The 19,135-nt window shown below is 62.3% G+C and carries 15 protein-coding genes, 1 tRNA gene and 1 pseudogene; 13 read left to right on the forward strand and 4 right to left on the reverse strand.

All coding sequences use genetic code 11. The annotated features are described in order from the left end of the window. Positions 1–17 precede the first annotated feature (17 nt). Together EAH73_RS11385 and EAH73_RS11390 are read left to right on the forward strand one after the other, a co-directional pair. Positions 18–1,937, forward strand: coding sequence for a DNA topoisomerase IV subunit B (locus EAH73_RS11385; protein ID WP_140466618.1), 1,920 nt, complete (start codon positions 18–20; stop codon positions 1,935–1,937). Between the two features lie 103 nt (positions 1,938–2,040). Beyond that, positions 2,041–2,496 (forward strand): CHRD domain-containing protein, encoded by a 456-nt coding sequence (locus EAH73_RS11390; RefSeq protein ID WP_140466619.1) that lies wholly within the window; start codon positions 2,041–2,043, stop codon positions 2,494–2,496. Positions 2,497–2,570: 74 nt separating this feature from the next. Here the strand turns inward: EAH73_RS11390 and EAH73_RS11395 are convergent, their stop codons facing one another. Both EAH73_RS11395 and EAH73_RS11400 read right to left on the reverse strand, forming a co-directional pair. Then, positions 2,571–3,068 carry a group I truncated hemoglobin gene (locus tag EAH73_RS11395; RefSeq protein WP_240047220.1) on the reverse strand — a complete coding sequence of 166 codons (498 nt, stop codon included), beginning with the start codon at positions 3,066–3,068 and terminating at the stop codon, positions 2,571–2,573. 81 nt (positions 3,069–3,149) lie between these two features. After that, on the reverse strand, positions 3,150–3,581 hold the full coding sequence (locus tag EAH73_RS11400; protein ID WP_140466620.1) for a hypothetical protein: 432 nt from the start codon (positions 3,579–3,581) through the stop codon (positions 3,150–3,152). A gap of 521 nt (positions 3,582–4,102) precedes the next feature. On the opposite strand from EAH73_RS11400, the gene EAH73_RS11405 reads away from it, so the two are divergent. The 7 genes and pseudogenes from EAH73_RS11405 (at position 4,103) to rplT (ending at position 12,887) form a co-directional block, all read left to right on the forward strand. Further along, the gene (locus tag EAH73_RS11405; protein ID WP_140467017.1) at positions 4,103–6,832 is read left to right on the forward strand and encodes a DNA gyrase/topoisomerase IV subunit A; all 2,730 of its coding nucleotides are present in this window, start codon (positions 4,103–4,105) and stop codon (positions 6,830–6,832) included. Between the two features lie 5 nt (positions 6,833–6,837). Next, positions 6,838–7,809, forward strand: a complete 972-nt coding sequence (locus tag EAH73_RS23070) for a hypothetical protein (RefSeq protein WP_161599518.1) — start codon at positions 6,838–6,840, stop codon at positions 7,807–7,809. A 47-nt stretch (positions 7,810–7,856) separates the two neighbouring features. Beyond that, complete coding sequence (locus EAH73_RS11415; RefSeq protein ID WP_161599519.1) at positions 7,857–9,002, forward strand: tetratricopeptide repeat protein; 1,146 nt, start codon at positions 7,857–7,859, stop codon at positions 9,000–9,002. Positions 9,003–9,247: 245 nt separating this feature from the next. Further along, positions 9,248–11,182, forward strand: coding sequence for a threonine--tRNA ligase (gene thrS, locus EAH73_RS11420; protein WP_140466622.1), 1,935 nt, complete (start codon positions 9,248–9,250; stop codon positions 11,180–11,182). Positions 11,183–11,397: 215 nt separating this feature from the next. Next, a pseudogene (gene infC / locus EAH73_RS11425) lies at positions 11,398–11,955 on the forward strand (translation initiation factor IF-3); the annotation flags it as partial. A gap of 209 nt (positions 11,956–12,164) precedes the next feature. Beyond that, complete coding sequence (rpmI, locus tag EAH73_RS11430) at positions 12,165–12,359, forward strand: 50S ribosomal protein L35 (RefSeq protein WP_070744131.1); 195 nt, start codon at positions 12,165–12,167, stop codon at positions 12,357–12,359. A gap of 183 nt (positions 12,360–12,542) precedes the next feature. Beyond that, entirely contained in the window at positions 12,543–12,887 is a 345-nt protein-coding gene (gene rplT, locus EAH73_RS11435) for a 50S ribosomal protein L20 (protein ID WP_140466623.1), read from the forward strand. 564 nt (positions 12,888–13,451) lie between these two features. Here the strand turns inward: rplT and EAH73_RS11445 are convergent. Both EAH73_RS11445 and EAH73_RS11450 read right to left on the reverse strand, forming a co-directional pair. Continuing rightward, positions 13,452–13,646 (reverse strand): hypothetical protein, encoded by a 195-nt coding sequence (locus EAH73_RS11445; RefSeq protein WP_140466624.1) that lies wholly within the window; start codon positions 13,644–13,646, stop codon positions 13,452–13,454. Between the two features lie 514 nt (positions 13,647–14,160). Next, positions 14,161–14,234 (reverse strand) — tRNA-Met (locus tag EAH73_RS11450). 128 nt (positions 14,235–14,362) lie between these two features. On the opposite strand from EAH73_RS11450, the gene EAH73_RS11455 reads away from it, so the two are divergent. The 4 genes from EAH73_RS11455 (at position 14,363) to pnp (ending at position 19,030) form a co-directional block, all read left to right on the forward strand. Continuing rightward, a complete protein-coding gene (locus tag EAH73_RS11455; RefSeq protein WP_140466625.1) occupies positions 14,363–14,773 on the forward strand; it encodes an START-like domain-containing protein in 411 nt (136 codons plus the stop codon). Positions 14,774–14,845: 72 nt separating this feature from the next. Further along, positions 14,846–16,294, forward strand: a complete 1,449-nt coding sequence (locus EAH73_RS11460) for an LptF/LptG family permease (RefSeq protein WP_240047221.1) — start codon at positions 14,846–14,848, stop codon at positions 16,292–16,294. 119 nt (positions 16,295–16,413) lie between these two features. Further along, complete coding sequence (gene rpsO, locus EAH73_RS11465) at positions 16,414–16,689, forward strand: 30S ribosomal protein S15 (protein WP_140466626.1); 276 nt, start codon at positions 16,414–16,416, stop codon at positions 16,687–16,689. Between the two features lie 175 nt (positions 16,690–16,864). After that, positions 16,865–19,030 carry a polyribonucleotide nucleotidyltransferase gene (gene pnp / locus EAH73_RS11470; protein WP_140466627.1) on the forward strand — a complete coding sequence of 722 codons (2,166 nt, stop codon included), beginning with the start codon at positions 16,865–16,867 and terminating at the stop codon, positions 19,028–19,030. Positions 19,031–19,135: the final 105 nt, after the last annotated feature.

Here is a 19,135-nt window from a genome sequence, read left to right on the forward strand (position 1 = left end):
CCCCATACGGATTTTTTATGACGAGCGACGAACTCACCCCCGCGGCCCCCGCCCACGGCTACACCGAAGACAGCATCCGCTCGCTCGACTGGCGCGAACACATCCGCCTGCGACCGGGCATGTACATCGGCAAGCTCGGCGACGGCTCTGCTTACGACGACGGGATTTACGTGCTGGTGAAGGAGGTCATCGACAACTGCATCGACGAGCACGTGATGGGCCACGGCCGCACCATCGACATCAAAATATCGGACAGCCGCGTGCAAGTGCGCGACTACGGCCGCGGCATCCCGCTGGGCAAAGTGGTGGACGTGGTGAGCAAAATCAACACCGGCGGCAAGTACGATTCCAAGGTGTTCCAGAAGTCGGTGGGCCTCAACGGCGTGGGCACCAAGGCCGTGAACGCGCTCAGTGGCTACTTCTTGGTGCAGAGCGTGCGCGAAGGGCTGATGAAGTCGGCTGAGTTTGCCCAGGGCAAGCTCGTGCAGGACCCCAAGCCCCAGAAAACGCCGCAGCGCAACGGCACGCTGGTCACCTTCCAGCCCGACGATACCATTTTCAAGAACTACCGCTTCATCCCGGAGTACTTAGAAAACCAGATGTGGAACTACGTGTACCTCAACGCGGGCCTCATCATCAACTACAACGGCCAGAAGTACTTCTCCGAAAACGGGCTGCGCGACTTGCTCGGCCGCAAGGCCGACGTGGAGCACCTGCGCTACCCCATCATCCACCTCAAGGGGCCCGATATTGAGCTGGCCATGAGCCACGGCAACGACTACGGCGAGGAATACTACTCGTTCGTGAACGGGCAGTACACCACCCAGGGCGGCACCCACCTGGCCGCTTTCCGCGAGGCAGTAGTGAAAACGGTGCGCGAGTTTTATAAGAAGGAGTTTGACGCGGCCGACATCCGCGGCTCCATCCTGGGGGCCATTTCGGTGCGTGTGCAGGAGCCCGTGTTCGAGAGCCAGACCAAAACCAAACTCGGCTCCATCAACATGGGTGACGAGGGCCCCACGGTGCGCGGCTTCATCCTGGACTTCGTGAAGGAAAACCTCGACAATTTCCTGCACAAGAACCCCGCCACCGCCGAGGCCCTGCTCAAGCGCATCATGCAGAGCGAGCGGGAGCGCAAGGACATGGCCGGCGTGAAAAAGCTGGCCAACCAGCGCGCCAAAAAAGCCAACCTGCACAACCGCAAGCTGCGCGACTGCCGCTTCCACCTAGGCGAAAACGCCAAGGACGGCGCCGAAAAGGAACTGCTCACCACGCTCTTCATCACCGAGGGCGACTCGGCCTCGGGCAGCATCACCAAGAGCCGCAACGTGGAGCTAGAAGCCGTGTTTAGCCTGCGCGGCAAGCCGCTGAACTGCTTCGGGTTGAAGAAGAAAATCGTGTACGAGAACGAGGAATTTAACCTGCTCCAGCACGCGCTCAACATCGAGGAAGGCATTGAAAACCTGCGCTACAACCGCGTGGTGGTGGCCACCGACGCCGACGTGGACGGCATGCACATCCGGCTGTTGCTGCTTACGTTCTTCCTCCAGTTCTTCCCCGACCTGGTGCGCAACGGCCACGTGTTCATCCTCGAAACGCCGCTGTTCCGGGTGCGCAACAAGAAAGAAACCATCTACTGCTACAACGAGGGCGAGAAGCAGGCCGCCATGCGCAAGCTGGGCCGCAACCCCGAAATCACCCGTTTCAAGGGCCTGGGCGAGATTTCGCCCGAAGAGTTCGGCAAGTTCATCGGCGAAAACATCAAGCTCGAACCCGTCATCTTGCAGTCCGACCGCAGCATCCAGCAGGTGCTCACCTACTACATGGGCAAGAATACGCCCGACCGCCAGCAGTTCATCATCGAAAACCTGCGCCTCGAGAAAGACCTGGTAACCAGCGACGTGCTGCCCGTAGCCGAAGTAGTGGAGGCCGATTAGGGCCCCGAGGTTTAGCTGAACAGCGCGTTAGTTGAACTTATTGTAATCGGCACAGTTGAGGGAGAATAGATTTCACTTTTTCCAGGTTTTCTGTTCTTTTAGTATGAAAAAGATTTTCTCCTCTCTCTTGTTGCTCGCCGGTTTGGCAGCCGCTACCTCCTGCGCCAAAGACGAAACCGTGGCGCCGGTAATCACCACCGCATCTTCCACCCTCACCGGGGCCCAGGAAGCTCCTACGCCCAACAGCTCCGCCGCCACGGGCAGCTTCACGGGCTCCTACAACCAAACCACGATGATGTTGACGTACACCGTCACCTTTACCGGCTTGGCGCCCACCATGGGCCACCTCCACATTGGGGCCCCCGGCACCGCCGGCCCAGTGTCCGTCCCTTTCACCCCCAACAATACGGCCGGCACTGGCTTCGTGTCGCCCATCACCGGCACCGTCAAGCTGGACCAAACCCAGGCCACGGCCCTGCTTGGCAAGTCGATGTATGCCAACCTGCACACCACGACCTTCCCCAACGGCGAGATCCGGGGCGACATCACGACCAAGTAAGTCGCGGCTTTCCAACATAAAAAGCCCCCGCCCGGTACGTCCCGGCGGGGGCTTTTTGCGTGGCCAGTGGGGCCCTATTGGCCCACTACCTGGCTCTGCAGGCTGGTGATGATGGTGAGCAGCTCGGTCTTCTCGGGGTCTTTCACGCCGTTGTCGGTCAGGGCTTTGGTGAAGGCCACGCCGAACACGCCAAACTCCTGGGTGGTGATGGCCATGCCCTTGTGGGCGGCCGTCATGGTGAGGCCCTTGTACACCAGGGGGCCCCCGGTGGCCTGCCCAATCTGGTCAATCAGGTTGTCGCGCAGCAGCGTCACGCGCTGGGCATTGTTCGAGGTGAGCAGCGGGTTGAAGGTGCGCTTGAGCGAGGTGTTGCTGGTCTGGGTTTCGGCAATTACGTTGGCCAGAAATGAGTCCACCACCTTCGACACGCCGTTGACGCTGCCGAGGCGCACGTAGAGGGTGTTGGGGGTAGCCGCCGCCGGGGCGGGGTCGCTGGATTTGCTGCACGCGGCGGCGCTCAGCAGCAGGGCGCCGGCTACCAGCACGTTGCGCATCGGAATAAAGGTGTTCATCGGTAAATAAAGGAGATAAAAATGGGTGAAAGAGGGAAGCGGAAACGAATAGGGGCCCCGGCACTGTGCCGCGCCGGGTAGCTACACCGCCACGAAAAAGCGACGCACGTTGAGGGCGAAGCGCACGCGCTCCAGGGCCAGCACGTAGCCGGCCGGCACCGGGCACGCGCGCCCGGTGGGGGCGGCAGCCGGGGCTTCGGGCAGGGCCTGGGGCACCCACGGCCCGGCCTGCGCCAGCGCCTGGCGCAGGCCGGCCTCGGTGGCCTCGCCGGGGCGGTACACCACCGATACCGTGCCCGTGGCCGCGCTCAGGGCGCAGGCCGACACGCCCGGCTGGGCGGCCAGGCGCGCGCGCAGGGCCTCGGCGGCGGGGCCCGTGGGCAGGTGCGGCACCTGCCAGGCCACCAGGGCAATGGGCGCGGCGAAGCTGTGCAGGGCCGGGGCCTCCCAGTTGGCCCAGGCCAGCACGGCCAGGGGCCCCACCAGCCAGCCACGGCGTACGAGAGCAAACATAAAATTATTAGTTAAATACTATTTACAGATGGCCTGAACGAATTCAATGGCAATAGTTGCTTGTAAAGGTTTTATTGGGAAGTGCTTTTCGGTGAATGCCTGAATTCGTCGGGTGAACGGGGCCGATGGCGGGGCCGATGGCGGGGCCCCAGCCCGGCGGCCCGGCGGGGGCCGGGGACCCGGCGGGCGCGGCCGGGGGCCCTGGGCGGAACTTTCCGGGGGCCCCCGGCCTTGCCAGAAGTTGCGCCGCCGCCCCGCCGCCGGTACATTTGACTGCTATCTTGCCGCTCACCCGTTTGCTCTTCGTGGATACACCCCTTACCCCCGGCCCCGCCTCGCTGTTCCCCGCCGACGAGTCCCGCGCCTCCGACGCGTCGGAACCCAACCCTTACCAACACCTCCAGGCCGGCGACTCGGTCGATTTTGACTTGGGCGCGTTTTCGCCCGCCGCCGAAGAAGACGCCGAGCTGGCCGCTGGCGACGAAGCCCTCGCCGCCCAGCTCACCGCCGAAAACGAGCCCCTGGCCGAAGCCGAGCCGCAGGAGGAGGAAAACCCCAAGTTTGCGCCCGGCGAGGTCATCCACGACGTGGCCACGGTGCGGGGCATGTACCAGAACTACTTCCTTGACTACGCCTCCTACGTGATTCTGGAGCGCGCCGTGCCCGCCATCGAGGACGGCCTTAAGCCCGTGCAGCGCCGCATCCTGCACGCCATGAAGGAGATGGACGACGGCCGCTTCAACAAGGTGGCCAACGTGATTGGCCAAACCATGCAGTACCACCCCCACGGCGACGCCAGCATCGGCGACGCCATGGTGAACCTGGGCCAGAAGGACCTGCTCATCGAAACCCAGGGCAACTGGGGCGACGTGCGCACCGGCGACGGCGCGGCGGCTCCCCGCTATATCGAGGCGCGCCTCAGCAAGTTTGCCCTCGACGTGGTGTTCAACCCCGATACTACCGAGTGGCAGCTCAGCTACGACGGCCGCAAGCGCGAGCCCACCACGCTGCCCGTCAAGTTCCCGCTGCTGCTGGCCCAGGGCGTGGAGGGAATCGCCGTGGGCCTGAGCACCAAGATCATGCCCCACAACTTCCGCGAGCTGTGCCAGGCCAGCATCGCGGTGCTGAAAGGCAAAGAGGTGCAGCTGCTGCCCGACTTCTCGACCGGGGGCCTGTGCGACGCGACGAACTACAACTCGGGGATGCGCGGGGCCAAAATTCGCCTGCGCGCCACCATCGAGAAGGTCGACAAGACCATGCTCATCATCCGCGACATTCCGTACGGCACCACCACCACGGCGCTGATGGAGAGCATCGTGAAGGCCAGCGAGGCTAATAAGATCAAGATTAAGAAGGTGGTGGACAACACCGCCGCGGTGGTCGAAATCCAGGTGCAGCTGCCGGCCGGCGTGTCGCCCGACCTCACGATGGACGCACTCTACGCCTTCACCGACTGCGAAATCAGCATCTCGCCCAACACCTGCGTCATCATCGGCGACAAGCCCCGCTTCGTGGGCGTGGAGGACGTGCTGCGCTTGAGCACTAAGGCCACCGTGCGCTTGCTGGAGCGCGAACTGGAAATCCGCCAAGAGGAGCTGTGGGAGCGGTGGCACAACGCGTCGCTGGAGAAGATTTTCATCGAAAACCGCATCTACCGCCGCATTGAGGAAGCCGAGACCTGGGAGCAAATCCTGGAAACCATCGACGCGGGCCTGAAGAAATTTGTGCGCGTGGAAGGGGAGAAGCCCAAGGCCAACGACCAGCGCGTGGTGCTGCGCCGCGCCGTGACGGAGGACGACCTGACGCGCCTGACTGAAATCCGCATCAAGCGCATCAGCAAGTTCGACGGCTTTAAGGCCGACGAGTACCTGCAAAAGCTCACCGCCGAACTGGAGGAAGTGGCCGACCACCTGGCCAACCTCACCCGCTACGCTGTGGCCTATTTCGAGGGCCTGCTGAAGAAGTACGGCGCCGGCCGGGAGCGCAAAACCCAGCTCCGCACCTTCGATGTGGTGACGGCCCAAAAGGTGGCCGTGGCCAACCAGAAACTGTACGTGAACCGCCAGGACGGCTTTGTGGGCTTCGGGCTGAAGAAAGACGAGTTCGTGTGCGATTGCTCGGACCTCGACGACATCATCGCCATCAAGCGCGACGGCACGTTTGTGGTGAGCCGCATTGCGGAGAAAACCTTCGTGGGCAAGGACATCCTGCACGTGGGCGTGTACAACAAGAACGACGACCGGCTGGTGTACAACATGGTGTACGTGGACGGGGCCTCGGGCATCAGCTTCGCCAAGCGCTTCTTGGTGTCGGGCATCACCCGCGACAAGGCCTACGACCTGACCAAGGGCACCAAGGGCACCAAAACCCTGTACCTCACGGCCAACCCCAACTCGGAAAGCGAGATTGTGACCATCCAGCTCAGCGACAAGGCCGCGGCCCGGGTGAAGCAGTTCGACTTCGACTTTGCCGAGCTGGCCATCAAGGGCAAGGGCTCGATGGGCAACATTGTGACCAAGCAGCTCATCAAGAAAATCACCCAAAAAAGCCGGGGCGATAGCACCCTGGGCGGCCGCGAAACCTTCTTCGACGCCGTGGTGGGTCGCCTCAACACCGCCGGCCACGGCCGCTACCTGGGGGCCTTCGACACCGACGAGACGGTGTTGGTGGTATTCAAGGATGGCAGCTACGAGCTGACCACGCCCGACCCGGGCAACCACTACGACGTGCCCAACATTGTGCTGCTGCGCAAGTACGACCCCGACACGGTGCTCAGCGCGGTGTACGTGGACGGCGATACGAAGATTCACTACGTCAAGCGGTTCCGCATCGAAACCAGCACCCTGGGCAAGCGCTTCACCTTCATTACTGAAACCAAGGGCTCGAAGCTGCTGGCCGTAACGGCCCACCCCGAGCCGGTGGTGGAGGCGAAGGTGCAGAAAGACAAGAAGGCCGACAAGGAAACCGAGAAAATCGGCCTCCACGAGTTCATCGACGTGAAGGGCTGGAAGGCCATGGGCAACAAGCTGAACTACTACAAGGTCCACGCCTTGGAGCTGCTCACCGACGAGGGCCCCGAGCCCCAGCGCCGCGAGGCCGCCCGCAAGCGCGCCGCCGGGGCCCCCGCGCCCGACGCCCCCGCGGCCCCCGACGACGCCCCCGACGAAAGCGCCGTGGCCGTGACGGCCGAGGAAGTGGCCCAGGCCCGCGAGGTGGCCAGCCGCTCCAAAAAGCAGCTGGGCCTATTCTAGCGGCTGTGCGCGGCGGGCTTCGGCGGTGGCGGCAGTGGCTGGGGCGGGCCGCGCTGGCGGCGGGGCTGGCCGGGGCGGGGGCCCCGGCGGTGGCGCAGGCCGTGCCCGGGGCCCCCGCTTCTGGGCTGCCCGCTGCGGCGGCCGATACGCTGGCCACCGCCCCGCTCGATACCGTGGCCAGCGACCCGCTGGCCGTGCGCCAGAAGCTGTTTGATGCCGTGCGGCTCATCAACCGCTACAAAGACTCGGAGGCGCTGGCCACCTACCAGGACGTGCTCAAAATCAGCCCGGCCCACTACCTGGCGCTGTGGCAGGCAGCCGTGCTGAGCGTGAAAATAGGGGCCCGGTACTCCGACGAAACCCGCAAGGCGGCTTACTTCGACGCCGCCACCCGCTACGCCGACCGCGCCCTGGTCGTGCGCCCCGAGGGCGGCGAGAGCAACTACGCCGCCGCACTGGCCCTGTTCAGCCAGGCCAGCCTGTACCGCTCCGAAAACCGCTTGGCCGCCTTCCGCGACCTGCGCTCCTACGTGTTTCTGGCCGTGGCCCAGCGCCCCGACCTGCCCGAGGCCTGGCAGCTGCTGGGCCGCTGGCAGTACCGCGTGGGCCACTACAACGTGCTGGAGCGCCTCTACAGCAAACTGCTGCTGGGCGGGGTGCCCCCCGGCGGCAGCGTGCCCGATGCCATGCGGAGCCTCGAAACGGCCCTCCGGCTGGATTCGACGCGGGCCACGTTTTATTACGACCTCGCCCGCATGTACCGCTACCAGGGCCGCCGCCGCCGTGCCGTGGCCCTGCTGCAAAAAGCCGTGCGCCTGCCCACCTTCACCAGCGAAGACTTGACCATCAACCGCTTGTGCCAGCAGTTGCTGGAGCCCTTGCAGCGGGCCACCACCCGCGGGGCCCGGCGGCAGCTGCGCATCCGGCAGCGGGCCGCCGCATCCGCCGGGGCCCCACCCGCCGTGCCCGCTCCCTGAGGGCGCGGCGGGCCGTACTTTTGGGCATGCGTTGCGCGCCACTTGTTTTGCTTGCCGGGCTGCTGGTCGCGGCCTTGGGGCCGCTCGGCGGGTGCCAGTCGGCCCCCGCCGAGCGGCCCGATACCCTCGTGGACCTGGCCACTGTGCAGAGCGGGCCCCGCGTGCAGGCCGACGAACTGGACGGGGCCCTGCGCCAGCAGCCCGGCAACGTGGCCTTGCTCTCGCGCCGGGCCGCCCTGCGCCTGGCTGCTGGCCAGCCCACGGCGGCCCTACGCGACGCCACCGCCGCCCTCGACCTGGCCGATGGCGACGACGACGGGCCCCTGTACTTTCTGCAAGCCCGCGCCCTGCGCATGCTGGGCCGCTTGCCCGAAGCCCTGGCCGCCGCCCGCCAGGCCGCCGACAACGGCTTCACGGGCCCCGACCTGCCGCTGCTGGTGGGCGAAACCCACTTGGCGGCCCGCGACTACCCCGCCGCCCTCGACAACCTCGACCGGGCCTTGCGCCTCGACCCCGACCAGCCGGCGGCCCTGTTCTATAAAGGGCTGGCCTACGCCGCCTCGGCCGATACCGCCCAGGCCCTCGACTACCTGCGGGCGGCCCTCGCCCGCGAGCCGCGCCAGCCCGAGATTTTGCACCAACTGGCGTTTCTCTACAACGCCCTGCGCGACCCCGAGCAGGCCGTGCGCTACGCCGCCCGCGGCCTGCGCCTCGACACCGCCTCCGGGGGCCTGCACTACGACTACGGCCGCCAGCTAGAACTGAAGGGCGTAACGGACAGCGCCGCTTGGTACTACCGCCGCGCCCTGGCCCTCGACACCACCCAGTACCGCGCCGACTACCGGCTGGCGCTGGCCGCCGGGGCCCGCGGCCAGCGGCCGGCGTCCCTCATCCCGCACCTGGCCCGGGCCCTGCGCCGCAACCCGCGCCTGCCCGAGGCGCGCGCCCTGCTGGCCGAAGCCCTCGAAGCCAACAACCAGTTGCCCGCGGCCCTGGCCCAGTACCGCCTGCTGGTGGCCGAAAACCCGGGCAATGCGCACTGGCCCTTCAAGGTGTGGAAGGTGGGCAACCGCGCCCGCCTGCTGCTGCCCGACAGCCTGCGCCCAGCCCCGCTCTACTACCCGGGGCCCCCGCGGGCCCGCCCCTCGGCCATAGCGCCCCTGGACCCGGTGGGCAGCCCGCCGCCCCGCTAGTTGGGGCAGGGCCCCTGCACAGCATAGTGCACAAAGCACCACCTTTGGCGGACCTGCCGCCCGGCAGCGGGGCTGTATGGCCCGCATACCCGTAGGGCGGGCGTAACTTGCGCCTGCTTTGCGCTCATCGCGTGCCTTAAGAGCCTGGCCTGAATTAATTATCCATTGGTTTGGGTACAATAGTTTAATTACCAACAAGAAAGCTAATAGCTATCAGCTAAAAGCTAATGGCTTAATACCTAGTTATGTTGCACATCACCCTTCCCGACGGTTCGCCCCGCGAGCTGCCCGACCACGCCACCGGTTACGACCTGGCCGCTTCCATCTCCGAGGGCCTGGCCCGCAACGCCTTGGCCGTCACCGTGAATGGTGAGGTGCGCGACCTGCACCGCCCCCTGCCCGACCAGGCCAGCGTGGCCATTCTCACTTGGAACGACGCCGCTGGCAAGGCCACCTACTGGCACTCCTCGGCCCACCTCATGGCCGAGGCCCTGGAGGCCTTGTACCCCGGCGTGAAGCTGGCCATCGGCCCGGCCGTCGAAAACGGCTTTTATTACGACGTAGACCTCGGCGAGGGCCGGACCATCAGCAGCACCGATTTTCCCGAAATCGAGAAGAAGATGGTGGAGCTGGCCAAGGCCAAAAGCCAGTACGTGCGCCGCGAAGTGCCCAAGGCCGAGGCCATTGCCTACTTCACCGAGAAGCAGGACCCCTACAAGCTGGAGCTCATCGACGGCCTTGAAGACGGCCAGATTACGTTCTACACCCAGGGCAATTTCACCGACCTCTGCCGGGGGCCCCACATCCCCGACACGTCCACCATCAAGGCCGCCAAGCTCATGAACGTGGCCGGGGCCTACTGGCGCGGCGACGAAAAAAACAAGCAGCTTACCCGCCTCTACGGCATCACCTTCCCCAAGGCCAAGGAGCTCACCGAGTACCTCGAGCGCCTCGAAGAAGCCAAGCGCCGCGACCACCGCAAGCTGGGCAAAGAGCTGAAGCTCTTTGCTTTTAGCGAGCGGGTAGGGGCCGGCTTGCCGCTGTGGCTGCCCAAGGGTACGGCCCTGCGCGAGCGCCTCGAGCAGTTCCTGCGCAAGGCCCAAGTGAAGGCCGGCTACCAGCCCGTTGTTACGCCGCACATCGGGGCCAAGGAGCTGTACGTCACCAGCGGCCACTACGAGAAGTACGGGGCCGACTCGTTCCAGCCCATCCGCACGCCCAACCCCGGCGAGGAGTTTTTCCTCAAGCCGATGAACTGCCCCCACCACTGCGAAATCTACAAAACGGAGCCCCGCAGCTACCGCGACTTGCCCGTGCGCTACGCCGAGTTTGGCACTGTTTACCGCTACGAGCAATCGGGCGAGTTGCACGGCCTGACACGCGTGCGCGGCTTCACCCAGGACGACGCCCACATCTTCTGCCGGCCCGACCAGGTAAAGGACGAGTTTAAGAAGGTGATTGACTTGGTGTTGTACGTGTTTAAAGCCCTGGGCTTTGAAGACTATACGGCTCAGATTAGCCTGCGCGACCCCGAAAACAAAACCAAGTACATTGGTTCCGACGAGAACTGGGCCCTGGCCGAAAGCGCCATCCAGGAAGCCGCTGCCGAGAAGGGCCTCACCACCGTCACGGAGTTGGGCGAAGCGGCCTTCTACGGTCCCAAGCTCGACTTCATGGTGCGCGACGCGCTGGGCCGCCGCTGGCAGCTGGGCACCATTCAGGTAGATTACAACCTGCCCGAACGCTTTGACCTGGAGTACGTTGCGCCCGATAATACCAAACAGCGCCCCGTGATGCTGCACCGGGCACCCTTCGGCTCGTTAGAGCGCTTTGTGGCCGTGCTCATCGAGCACTGCGCCGGCAACTTCCCGCTCTGGCTCACGCCCGAGCAGTTCATCGTGCTGCCCATTTCCGACAAGTTCATCGACTACGCCTACGAGGTGAAGGCCCAGCTGGAAGCCGCCGACCTGCGCGGGACCGTTGATGCCCGCGACGAGCGCATCGGCCGTAAAATCCGCGACGCGGAATTGGCCAAAACGCCCTACCTGCTGGTGGTAGGGGAAAAGGAAGCCGAAGCCGGAGCCGTGGGGGTGCGCCGCCACGGCGAAGGCGACCTAGGTGCCATGTCGGTGGCCGAGTTCATTGCCAGCGTGCAAAGCCAAGTAGCCGCGGCCATTTAAGGCCGCCCGCGCCGGGGCCCCAGTGCTCCTACAAACGAAGCCGCCGGAGGCCCTGTATTTGGGCCTCCGGCGGCTTCGTTTGCGGAAAGTTGGCCGTGCCAGCTTGCCTTTACGAATTAAAATAACGATATTTGCCCCCTGATTGACTGGGTTCGCCCTGGTTGATTGGTACTAGAATCTATTCTCAGCCACTTTTTTCGCAGGAGGACCAAACCATAGCAACCCCGAATCGTCGGTACGTGCCCCGCCAGCAGGTGGAAGAGCCGTTCAAAATCAATCAGAAAATCCTGGCCCGCGAAGTTCGCCTTGTTGGCGACAACGTGCCCCAGGGTGTATACACTACGGACCAAGCCCGTAAAATGGCCCAGGAGCAAAACCTGGACCTCGTTGAGATTTCGCCCACGGCCACGCCGCCCGTTTGCCGCGTCATCGACTACTCGAAATTCAAGTACGAGCAGAAGAAAAAGACCCGCGAGCTGAAAGCTAAGCAGACCAAAGTCGTTCTCAAAGAAATTCGTTTTGGACCTAACACCGACGAGCACGACTTCGCCTTCAAGGTGAAGCACGCCCAAGAATTTCTGCGCGAAGGCGCGAAAATCAAGAGCTACGTGCACTTCGTTGGGCGGAGCATCGTGTTCAAAGAGCGGGGTGAAATCCTGCTGCTCAAGTTTGCCCAGGCCCTTGAGGACCTGGCCAAAGTAGAGCAGCTGCCCAAGCTTGAAGGCAAGCGTATGTTCCTCTACCTCGCGCCCAAAGCCGCTATTGTAGCCAAGCCCGTGGCGAAGCCCGCCGTTGCCGGCGACAAGCAGGAGAAGAAGGCCCCCAAGCCGGCCGTCGCCCAGGAGGCCGCACCGCAGGACGCCGAAGCTCCGGCCCCCGCCGCGGCCGACACCGAATAGCATATCCGGTTGCGGATGGCTTCCCGGCCCACGGTCGGTCAGCAATCAACAAACAATCAACAACCACCCCAAACCCCACTAAAATGCCGAAAGTAAAGACGAAATCCGGTGCTAAGAAGCGGTTCACGCTCACCGGCTCGGGCAAGGTGAAGCGGAAGCACGCCTACAAATCGCACATTCTGACCAAGAAGAGCACCAAGCGCAAGCGCAACCTCACCCATGCCGGCCTCGTGAGCAGCGCCGATATGAACCGGGTGCAGCAGATGCTGAACATTTAATTTGATGATTTAATTGTTGAGGATAAATTGTTGCTGTTCAACGCTATTGACTGAAACAATTTAAGGATTAGCAATTGACTGATTGAGTTATTTAATAATTTAATTTCCCCACCAGGCTTCCGGCCGCAATTCTAAGCCACTGCCGCTGTGCAGTGACGCCGGCTGCCAAAAACAATTCAGGTTATGCCAAGAAGCGTCAACCACGTGGCCTCGCGCCACCGCCGCAAAAAAATCATGCGTTTGGCGAAAGGCTACTACGGCCGCCGCAAAAACGTGTGGACCGTTGCCAAAAACGCCGTTGAGAAAGGTCTGCTCTACGCTTACCGCGACCGTAAGGTAAAGAAGCGCGAGTTCCGGGCCCTCTGGATTCAGCGTATCAACGCCGGTGCCCGCATGCACGGCCTTTCGTACTCGCAGTTGATGGGCGGCCTGAAAAAGGCCGGTATTGAGCTGAACCGTAAAGTATTGGCTGACCTTGCCCTGAACAACCCCGCTGCCTTTGCCGGCATCGTGGAGAAAGCTAAGTAAAGCAATTGCTTTAGTTGGGGCGTCCCAACTGTCTACAAGAAGCGCCTGCCCCTGTAAAGGAGCAGGCGCTTTTTTGTGCAGAACGTCGGCCTATCTAACGGTGGCGACTAGGTGCAAAAACGCTGCCTTTTGCCGTGAACGGCGAGGATGCGAAACTGGGGCCCCCAGCGCCGACCTAGCTAGGTGACCGACAACGAAGGTGAGAAATTAATGCGTTGGTGTCCACTTTGCGCGCAAACATTAGCTTGGAAGCGTGAAGAAATAGCAAGGCAATTAAGCTGGCTTGGTACGGGTAAAAAGCGTAGCGTGCTAACGTGGCAGAGGAAAGAGGGCCCCTATGGCAAGTAGGAGCGGTACGGTTACGAACAGCGCGCCGAGCTTTAAGAATTGCCAAGCCTCTCTTCGATGTTTTCGCAGCGTAGCGCTACTAGCCACAAAATGGTGGCCAGTGAGCCCGTTACCGAAGGATTGGGGCCCAAGCCGTTCTGTTGGCCGATTGCGCGGCCCCGGCGTTAAGGAGTATGGTTAGCCAGCGGGTAACGCCCATTTTGGTGAGGGCTTCAATCAGCAAGAACAGCCCGGCCACCAGCGGCAGTATCTGAACAAAAACAACCATTGGGCCAAGACTTTGGCGAGCCGGTTGGCGTGGACCACGAGCCAGTCGAAGAACTTCTCCTCGCGGGCCGTTTCGGCCAGCAGCATCATGCCCATCAGAAACAGGTGCACGTTGGGGACATTGGCTACGCCCGCCAAGCCCATCGTAGGCGTCAGGAGCCGCAGTACAAGCGTCGCTCACGGCTCACACGTATTCGGGTGCTTTAAATGGCTAGGTGATAACCAGCATGATGGCGAGCGCCGAAACAATCCAGCTGATGATTATACTCGTTTGCGTTGCGTCGGCGCTTGTAGGCTGGCTATGATAAAAAAAACGATTTAAAGTTATTCTTGGGCTTAGCCTGTGTGCCCAGAACAGGGCCCCAGCACCGCTCCTTTGGCCAGGGTAGGGGCCCCTGCCAGTTGATGTGAGGGGCCCTGCGGAGCGCTGGCCGGCGGGGCTTTATGCCCCGGCCAGTGCACCTTTTCCATCAAGCCGGGCGGCAAAATTTTCGCGGCTGCCCTGCAGTCATCAATCTGTTAAGCAACAGTTTCGGCAGGGTGGGGAAATGCGTACCTTTGCACCCCGAATGCTAAGCTTACCCAAAATGATGATTGGTTGCCCTATCAATAAAAAAAGCACCTGCGCAGCTGAGTGCGCAAGTGCTTCATTTACAAGTAGCGGGAGGCGGGTACGATCCGCCGACCTCAGGGTTATGAATCCTGTGCTCTAACCAACTGAGCTACCCCGCCGGGTTTTGTGGGTGCAAAGGTAACGCAAGAAATACCGCTTGTGCAAGCCGCAAGCCCAAAAACAAGGTTTATTATGCCCCCGCGGGCCTTTAATCGCCGGGGCCCCTCGTTCTTAATCAATTAAGCCCATGGCATTGCCTGATACCCAAACTAAGTCGCCGTTTGTAGCCGATTTCCCCATCAATGCGTCCCCCAAAATACTTTTCCCGTACTTGGCCACGGCTGCCGGCCTGGCCCGTTGGTTTTGCGACGACGTGAACCACGTGGCGGGCGGGCGGCTGAATTTCGTGTGGGACCGCGAGAACCACTACGCTGAAGTAGGGCCCCAGCGCCTCAACCGCGCGGCGCGCTACGTCTTCTCGGGCCCCGAGCATGCCCCCGTGGCCGACCCCAGCTACGTGGAATTTACCCTTCATTCTTCGGCCGTTACGGACGAAGTGTTTCTGCACATCGTGGATTACTCCTCGGCCCAGGCCGCTGAGCAGCGCGAGCTTTGGGACGGTCTGGTGGCCCGTCTGCGCGAACAGGTAGGGGGCTAGGGGCCCCAACGCACGATTTGGGCCGTTGCCCCGTTGGTGGGGCAGCGGCCGCGGTACTGTTTGGCCCTGCGCATGATCAAAAAACTCGACAAGCTTATCCTGAAGGCCTTTGCCGGGCCATTCTTTCTCACGTTTGCGGTGGTGCAGTTCATCCTGCTCACCCAAACGCTGCTCAAGTACCTCGACGATATCATCGGCAAGGACCTGGGCCTGCCGGTCATCGGCAAGCTGCTCTTCTACCTGAGCGTGCTGATTGTGCCCACTTCCCTGCCGCTGGCCGTGCTGCTCTCGTCGCTGATGACCTACGGCAGTATGGGCGAGCACCACGAGCTGACGGCCATCAAGGCCTCGGGCATTGCCCTCACGCGCATTCTGCGGCCGGTGCTGGTGGTGAGCGTGGGGCTGCTGCTGGCCTCGTTCTGGTTTAATAAAACGGTGGTGCCCAAGGCCAACTTGAAGGCCTACAGCCTGTTGTGGGACGTGCGCCAGCAGAAACTGGCCCTCGACATCCGAGAAGGCGTGTTCTACGGCGGCATTCCGGGCTATACCATTAAGGTGGACCGCAAGACGGGCCCCAATAAGGACCGCCTGCACGGGGTGATGATTTACGACCACACCCAGCGCAGCGGCAACGCCATGGTGATGCTGGCCGATTCGGGCCGCATGTTTACCCGCTTCAACGGGGCTTACCTGGGCCTGGAGCTGTTCCACGGCCACAACTACGTGGAGCAGCCCGACGCCCAGAACCGCGCCGGGGCCAGCTTCATCCGTCAGGGGTTTGACCACAACGTGGTGACGTTCTCGCTAGCTTCGTTTGACCTCAACCGCACGAAGGAGGAGCTTTTCCAGACAAACCGGATGATGCTCACCATCCCGCAGCTGCGGGCCGGTACCGATTCCATCCAGCGCAGCCTGGGCCTGGCGCGCCAGCAAATGCCCCGCCAGCTCGACGCCTACTACACTTACCTGCGCTTCGACACGCTGGGCGCGGCAGCTAACCGCCGGGTGGCCCATTGGCAGGTGCCGGCCAGCCGCCTGCCCAAGCTGACGGCCCCCATGGCGGAGCAGGCCGCCAACCGGGCCCGCAACCTGCGCGAGTCTTTCAAGGTTACTGCCGTTAAGCTCGACAACCTGGCCCGCGACTCGGCCCAGTACCGGGTCGAGATTTACAACAAGTACGCCCAGTCGGTGGCCGTACTGCTCATGTTCCTCATTGGGGCCCCCCTGGGCTCCATCATCAAGAAGGGCGGCTTGGGCGTGCCCATCCTGGTGTCCATTCTGTTCTTTATTGTGTACTACGTGCTCACCATCACCGGCACCAAGTACGCCAAGGAATTTGTGCTGCCCGTGGGCCTGGGGGTGTGGATGGCCAACCTGGTACTGCTGCCCGTGGGGCTGTTTCTGTTGTTCCAGGCCTACAACGACTCAGGCTTGCTGGAAGTGGATTTTTGGCGGCGGCTGCCCCGGCGCCTGGGCCTGCCCATCCTGCGCCGCATAACCAAGCCCGAGGGCGAAGAATAGGGCCCCGGGGGATTTTTATTCCAATTTCCGATTAAACCGCGTACCTTTGCGGCACCTCGAAATGCGGGGTGCATTTTTTCATTTTTTAAATCCAAGACGGGGCCTGGCCCTATCCGCCGATGAAACTTACCACCGAAGCAAAGCAGGAAATTTTCGAAAAGAATAGCCTGCAACACGTTAAAACCGATACCGGCTCGGCCGAGGCCCAGATTGGCCTCTTCACCCACCGCATCAACCACCTGACGGAGCACCTGAAGGCGAACAAAAAAGACCACAGCACCCGCCTAGGCCTGCTGAAACTGGTCGGCAAGCGCCGCCGCATGTTGGACTACCTCCAGCACCGCGAAATCAACCGCTACCGTGCCATCATCAAAGAGCTGGGCATCCGTAAGTAGGTCCAATGCTTGAGAGTAGGGAGCCTTCCAATGGGAGGTTCCCTACTCTTTTTTTTGCCTGTTGCGAGAAGTGAGTCGGGAGCCATGCGCTGCGCTTTTGTGTTCAGCGTTTACGCCACGCCCCCGCCCAGCGATGCTCACTTCTCCTGTCACTTATCCTCTCTTCTCCAACTGAATGCCCGCCCCTCACGCCATTACCAAAACCCTGGCCCTGCCCGACGGCCGCCAGATTTCCATTGAAACCGGCAAGCTGGCCAAATTTGCCGACGGCGCCGTAGTGGTTCGCCTCGGCGACACCATGCTGCTGGCCACGGTGGTATCGGCCCCCAGCCAGCGCGACGGCGTCGATTTCCTGCCCCTGTCGGTTGATTACCAGGAAAAATTTGGCTCGGCTGGCAAGATTCCCGGCTCGTTTCAGCGCCGCGAAGGCCGCTTGAGCGACTACGAAATCCTGATTTGCCGCCTCGTGGACCGCATCCTGCGGCCCATGTTCCCCAAAGACTACCACTACGAGGTGCAGGTGATGATTACCCTCATCTCGGCCGATAAAGAAGTGCAGCCCGACGCCCTGGCTGCCCTGGCCGCTTCGGCCGCTCTGTCAATTTCGGACATTCCGTTTGCCGGCCCAATTTCGGAAGTGCGCGTGGCCCGCATCGACGGCCAGTTCCAGATCAACCCCAAAACCTCGGACTTGGCGCGTGCCGACATGGACCTGATGGTGGGTGCTACTGCCGACTCCGTGGCCATGGTGGAAGGCGCCATGAAGGAAGTGAGCGAGGAAGAGATGGTCGCCGCCATTGCCTTCGGCCACGAAGCCATTAAGGCCCAGTGCCAATTGCAAAAGGAATTGGCTGAAGCGGTGGGCCGTACGCCCGAGTCACAGCCCCGCGAGTATCCTAAGTACGAGGAAAACGAGGCGCTGAAGAAACTCGTCAGCGACGGCGTGTACCAGGGGGCCTACGATGTGGCCCGCACCGGCAACACCAGCAAGGGCGGCCGCAAGGAAGGCTTCTCGGGCGTGAAAAAAGCGTTCCTGGAAAAGCTGTTGGTTGAGCAGCCCGAGCTGGACATGAAGATGTTCAGCCGTTACTACTCGTCGGCTGAGAAGAAGGCCATCCGCGACATGATGGTGAAGGAGCGCGTGCGCCTCGACGGCCGCCAGCTCACCGAAATCCGCCCCATCTGGTCGGAAATCAACTACCTGCCCGGGGCCCATGGCTCGGCCATCTTCACCCGCGGCGAAACCCAGAGCCTGACCACGGCCACGCTCGGCACCAAGCTCGACGAGCAGATTGTGGACCAGCCGCTGGCCAAGGGCTACTCCAAATTCATGCTGCACTACAACTTCCCCGGTTTCTCGACCGGTGAGGTGAAGCCCAACCGCGGCGCCGGTCGCCGCGAAATCGGCCACGGCAACTTGGCTCTGCGCTCGCTGCGCCAAGTGCTGCCGTCCGACGACGAAAACCCCTACACCATCCGCATCGTGTCGGACATCCTGGAGTCGAACGGGTCAAGCTCGATGGCTACCGTGTGCGCCGGCTCGCTAGCGCTGATGGATGCTGGCGTGAAGATTTCGGCCGCCGTGGCCGGCATCGCCATGGGCCTCGTGCAGGACAAGGAAACCGGCGAGTACGCCGTGCTTTCGGACATCCTGGGCGATGAGGACCACCTCGGTGACATGGACTTCAAGGTAACGGGCACTGAGAAAGGGATTTGCGCCTGTCAGATGGACATCAAAATCCAGGGCCTGAGCAATGAGATTCTGACCGCTGCGCTGCATCAGGCTCGCGAAGGCCGCCTGCACATTCTGCGTGAGATGGCCAAGACCATTGCCGCGCCGGCTGCCGAGCTGAAGGCGCACACGCCCCGCTCGCATAAGATGCTGATCGACAAAGAGTTTATCGGTGCCATCATTGGGCCGGGCGGCAAAGTCATCCAGCAGATCCAGAAGGACACCAACGCCACGGTGATCATCGAGGAGAAGGACGAGAAAGGCCACGTAAGCATCTACGCTTCGAACCAAACCGACATGCAGGGGGCCATTGACCGTATCCGGGCCATTGCGGCGCAGCCAGAAATCGGCGAAACCTACAAGGGTAAAGTGCGCAGCATTCAGCCCTACGGCGCGTTTGTGGAGATTATGCCCGGCAAAGACGGCTTGCTGCACATATCAGAAGTGACGCACGAGCGCATCCAGAGCCTGGAAGGGTTATTGGAAGTAGGCCAGGAAATTGACGTGAAACTGGTGGATATTGACAAGAAAACTGGTAAGTACCGCCTCTCGCGGAAAGTATTGCTGCCGAAGCCCGAAGGTGCGGCCGCAGACAACGGCCAGGCGTAACACTACGGCCCGAACTTTCGTCAAAGGAAGCCTGTTGGTTTCCTTTGACTCTCGGTTTATCGTTAGCTGTTATTTTTAGTCAACTATCACCCTCAGTTATCGTCT

The sequence above is a fragment of the Hymenobacter nivis genome (genome assembly GCF_006439025.1).
Lineage (GTDB): Bacteria > Bacteroidota > Bacteroidia > Cytophagales > Hymenobacteraceae > Hymenobacter > Hymenobacter nivis_A.

Coding starts and splice junctions, on each gene's coding strand:
- EAH73_RS11385 (WP_140466618.1), top strand. CDS start 18: ATGACGAGCGACGAACTCACCCCCGCGGCCCCCGCCCACGGCTACACC.
- EAH73_RS11390 (WP_140466619.1), top strand. CDS start 2,041: ATGAAAAAGATTTTCTCCTCTCTCTTGTTGCTCGCCGGTTTGGCAGCC.
- EAH73_RS11395 (WP_240047220.1), bottom strand. CDS start 3,068: ATGAACACCTTTATTCCGATGCGCAACGTGCTGGTAGCCGGCGCCCTG.
- EAH73_RS11400 (WP_140466620.1), bottom strand. CDS start 3,581: ATGTTTGCTCTCGTACGCCGTGGCTGGCTGGTGGGGCCCCTGGCCGTG.
- thrS (WP_140466622.1), top strand. CDS start 9,248: ATGTTGCACATCACCCTTCCCGACGGTTCGCCCCGCGAGCTGCCCGAC.
- rpmI (WP_070744131.1), top strand. CDS start 12,165: ATGCCGAAAGTAAAGACGAAATCCGGTGCTAAGAAGCGGTTCACGCTC.
- rplT (WP_140466623.1), top strand. CDS start 12,543: ATGCCAAGAAGCGTCAACCACGTGGCCTCGCGCCACCGCCGCAAAAAA.
- EAH73_RS11445 (WP_140466624.1), bottom strand. CDS start 13,646: ATGGGCTTGGCGGGCGTAGCCAATGTCCCCAACGTGCACCTGTTTCTG.
- EAH73_RS11455 (WP_140466625.1), top strand. CDS start 14,363: ATGGCATTGCCTGATACCCAAACTAAGTCGCCGTTTGTAGCCGATTTC.
- EAH73_RS11460 (WP_240047221.1), top strand. CDS start 14,846: ATGATCAAAAAACTCGACAAGCTTATCCTGAAGGCCTTTGCCGGGCCA.
- rpsO (WP_140466626.1), top strand. CDS start 16,414: ATGAAACTTACCACCGAAGCAAAGCAGGAAATTTTCGAAAAGAATAGC.
- pnp (WP_140466627.1), top strand. CDS start 16,865: ATGCCCGCCCCTCACGCCATTACCAAAACCCTGGCCCTGCCCGACGGC.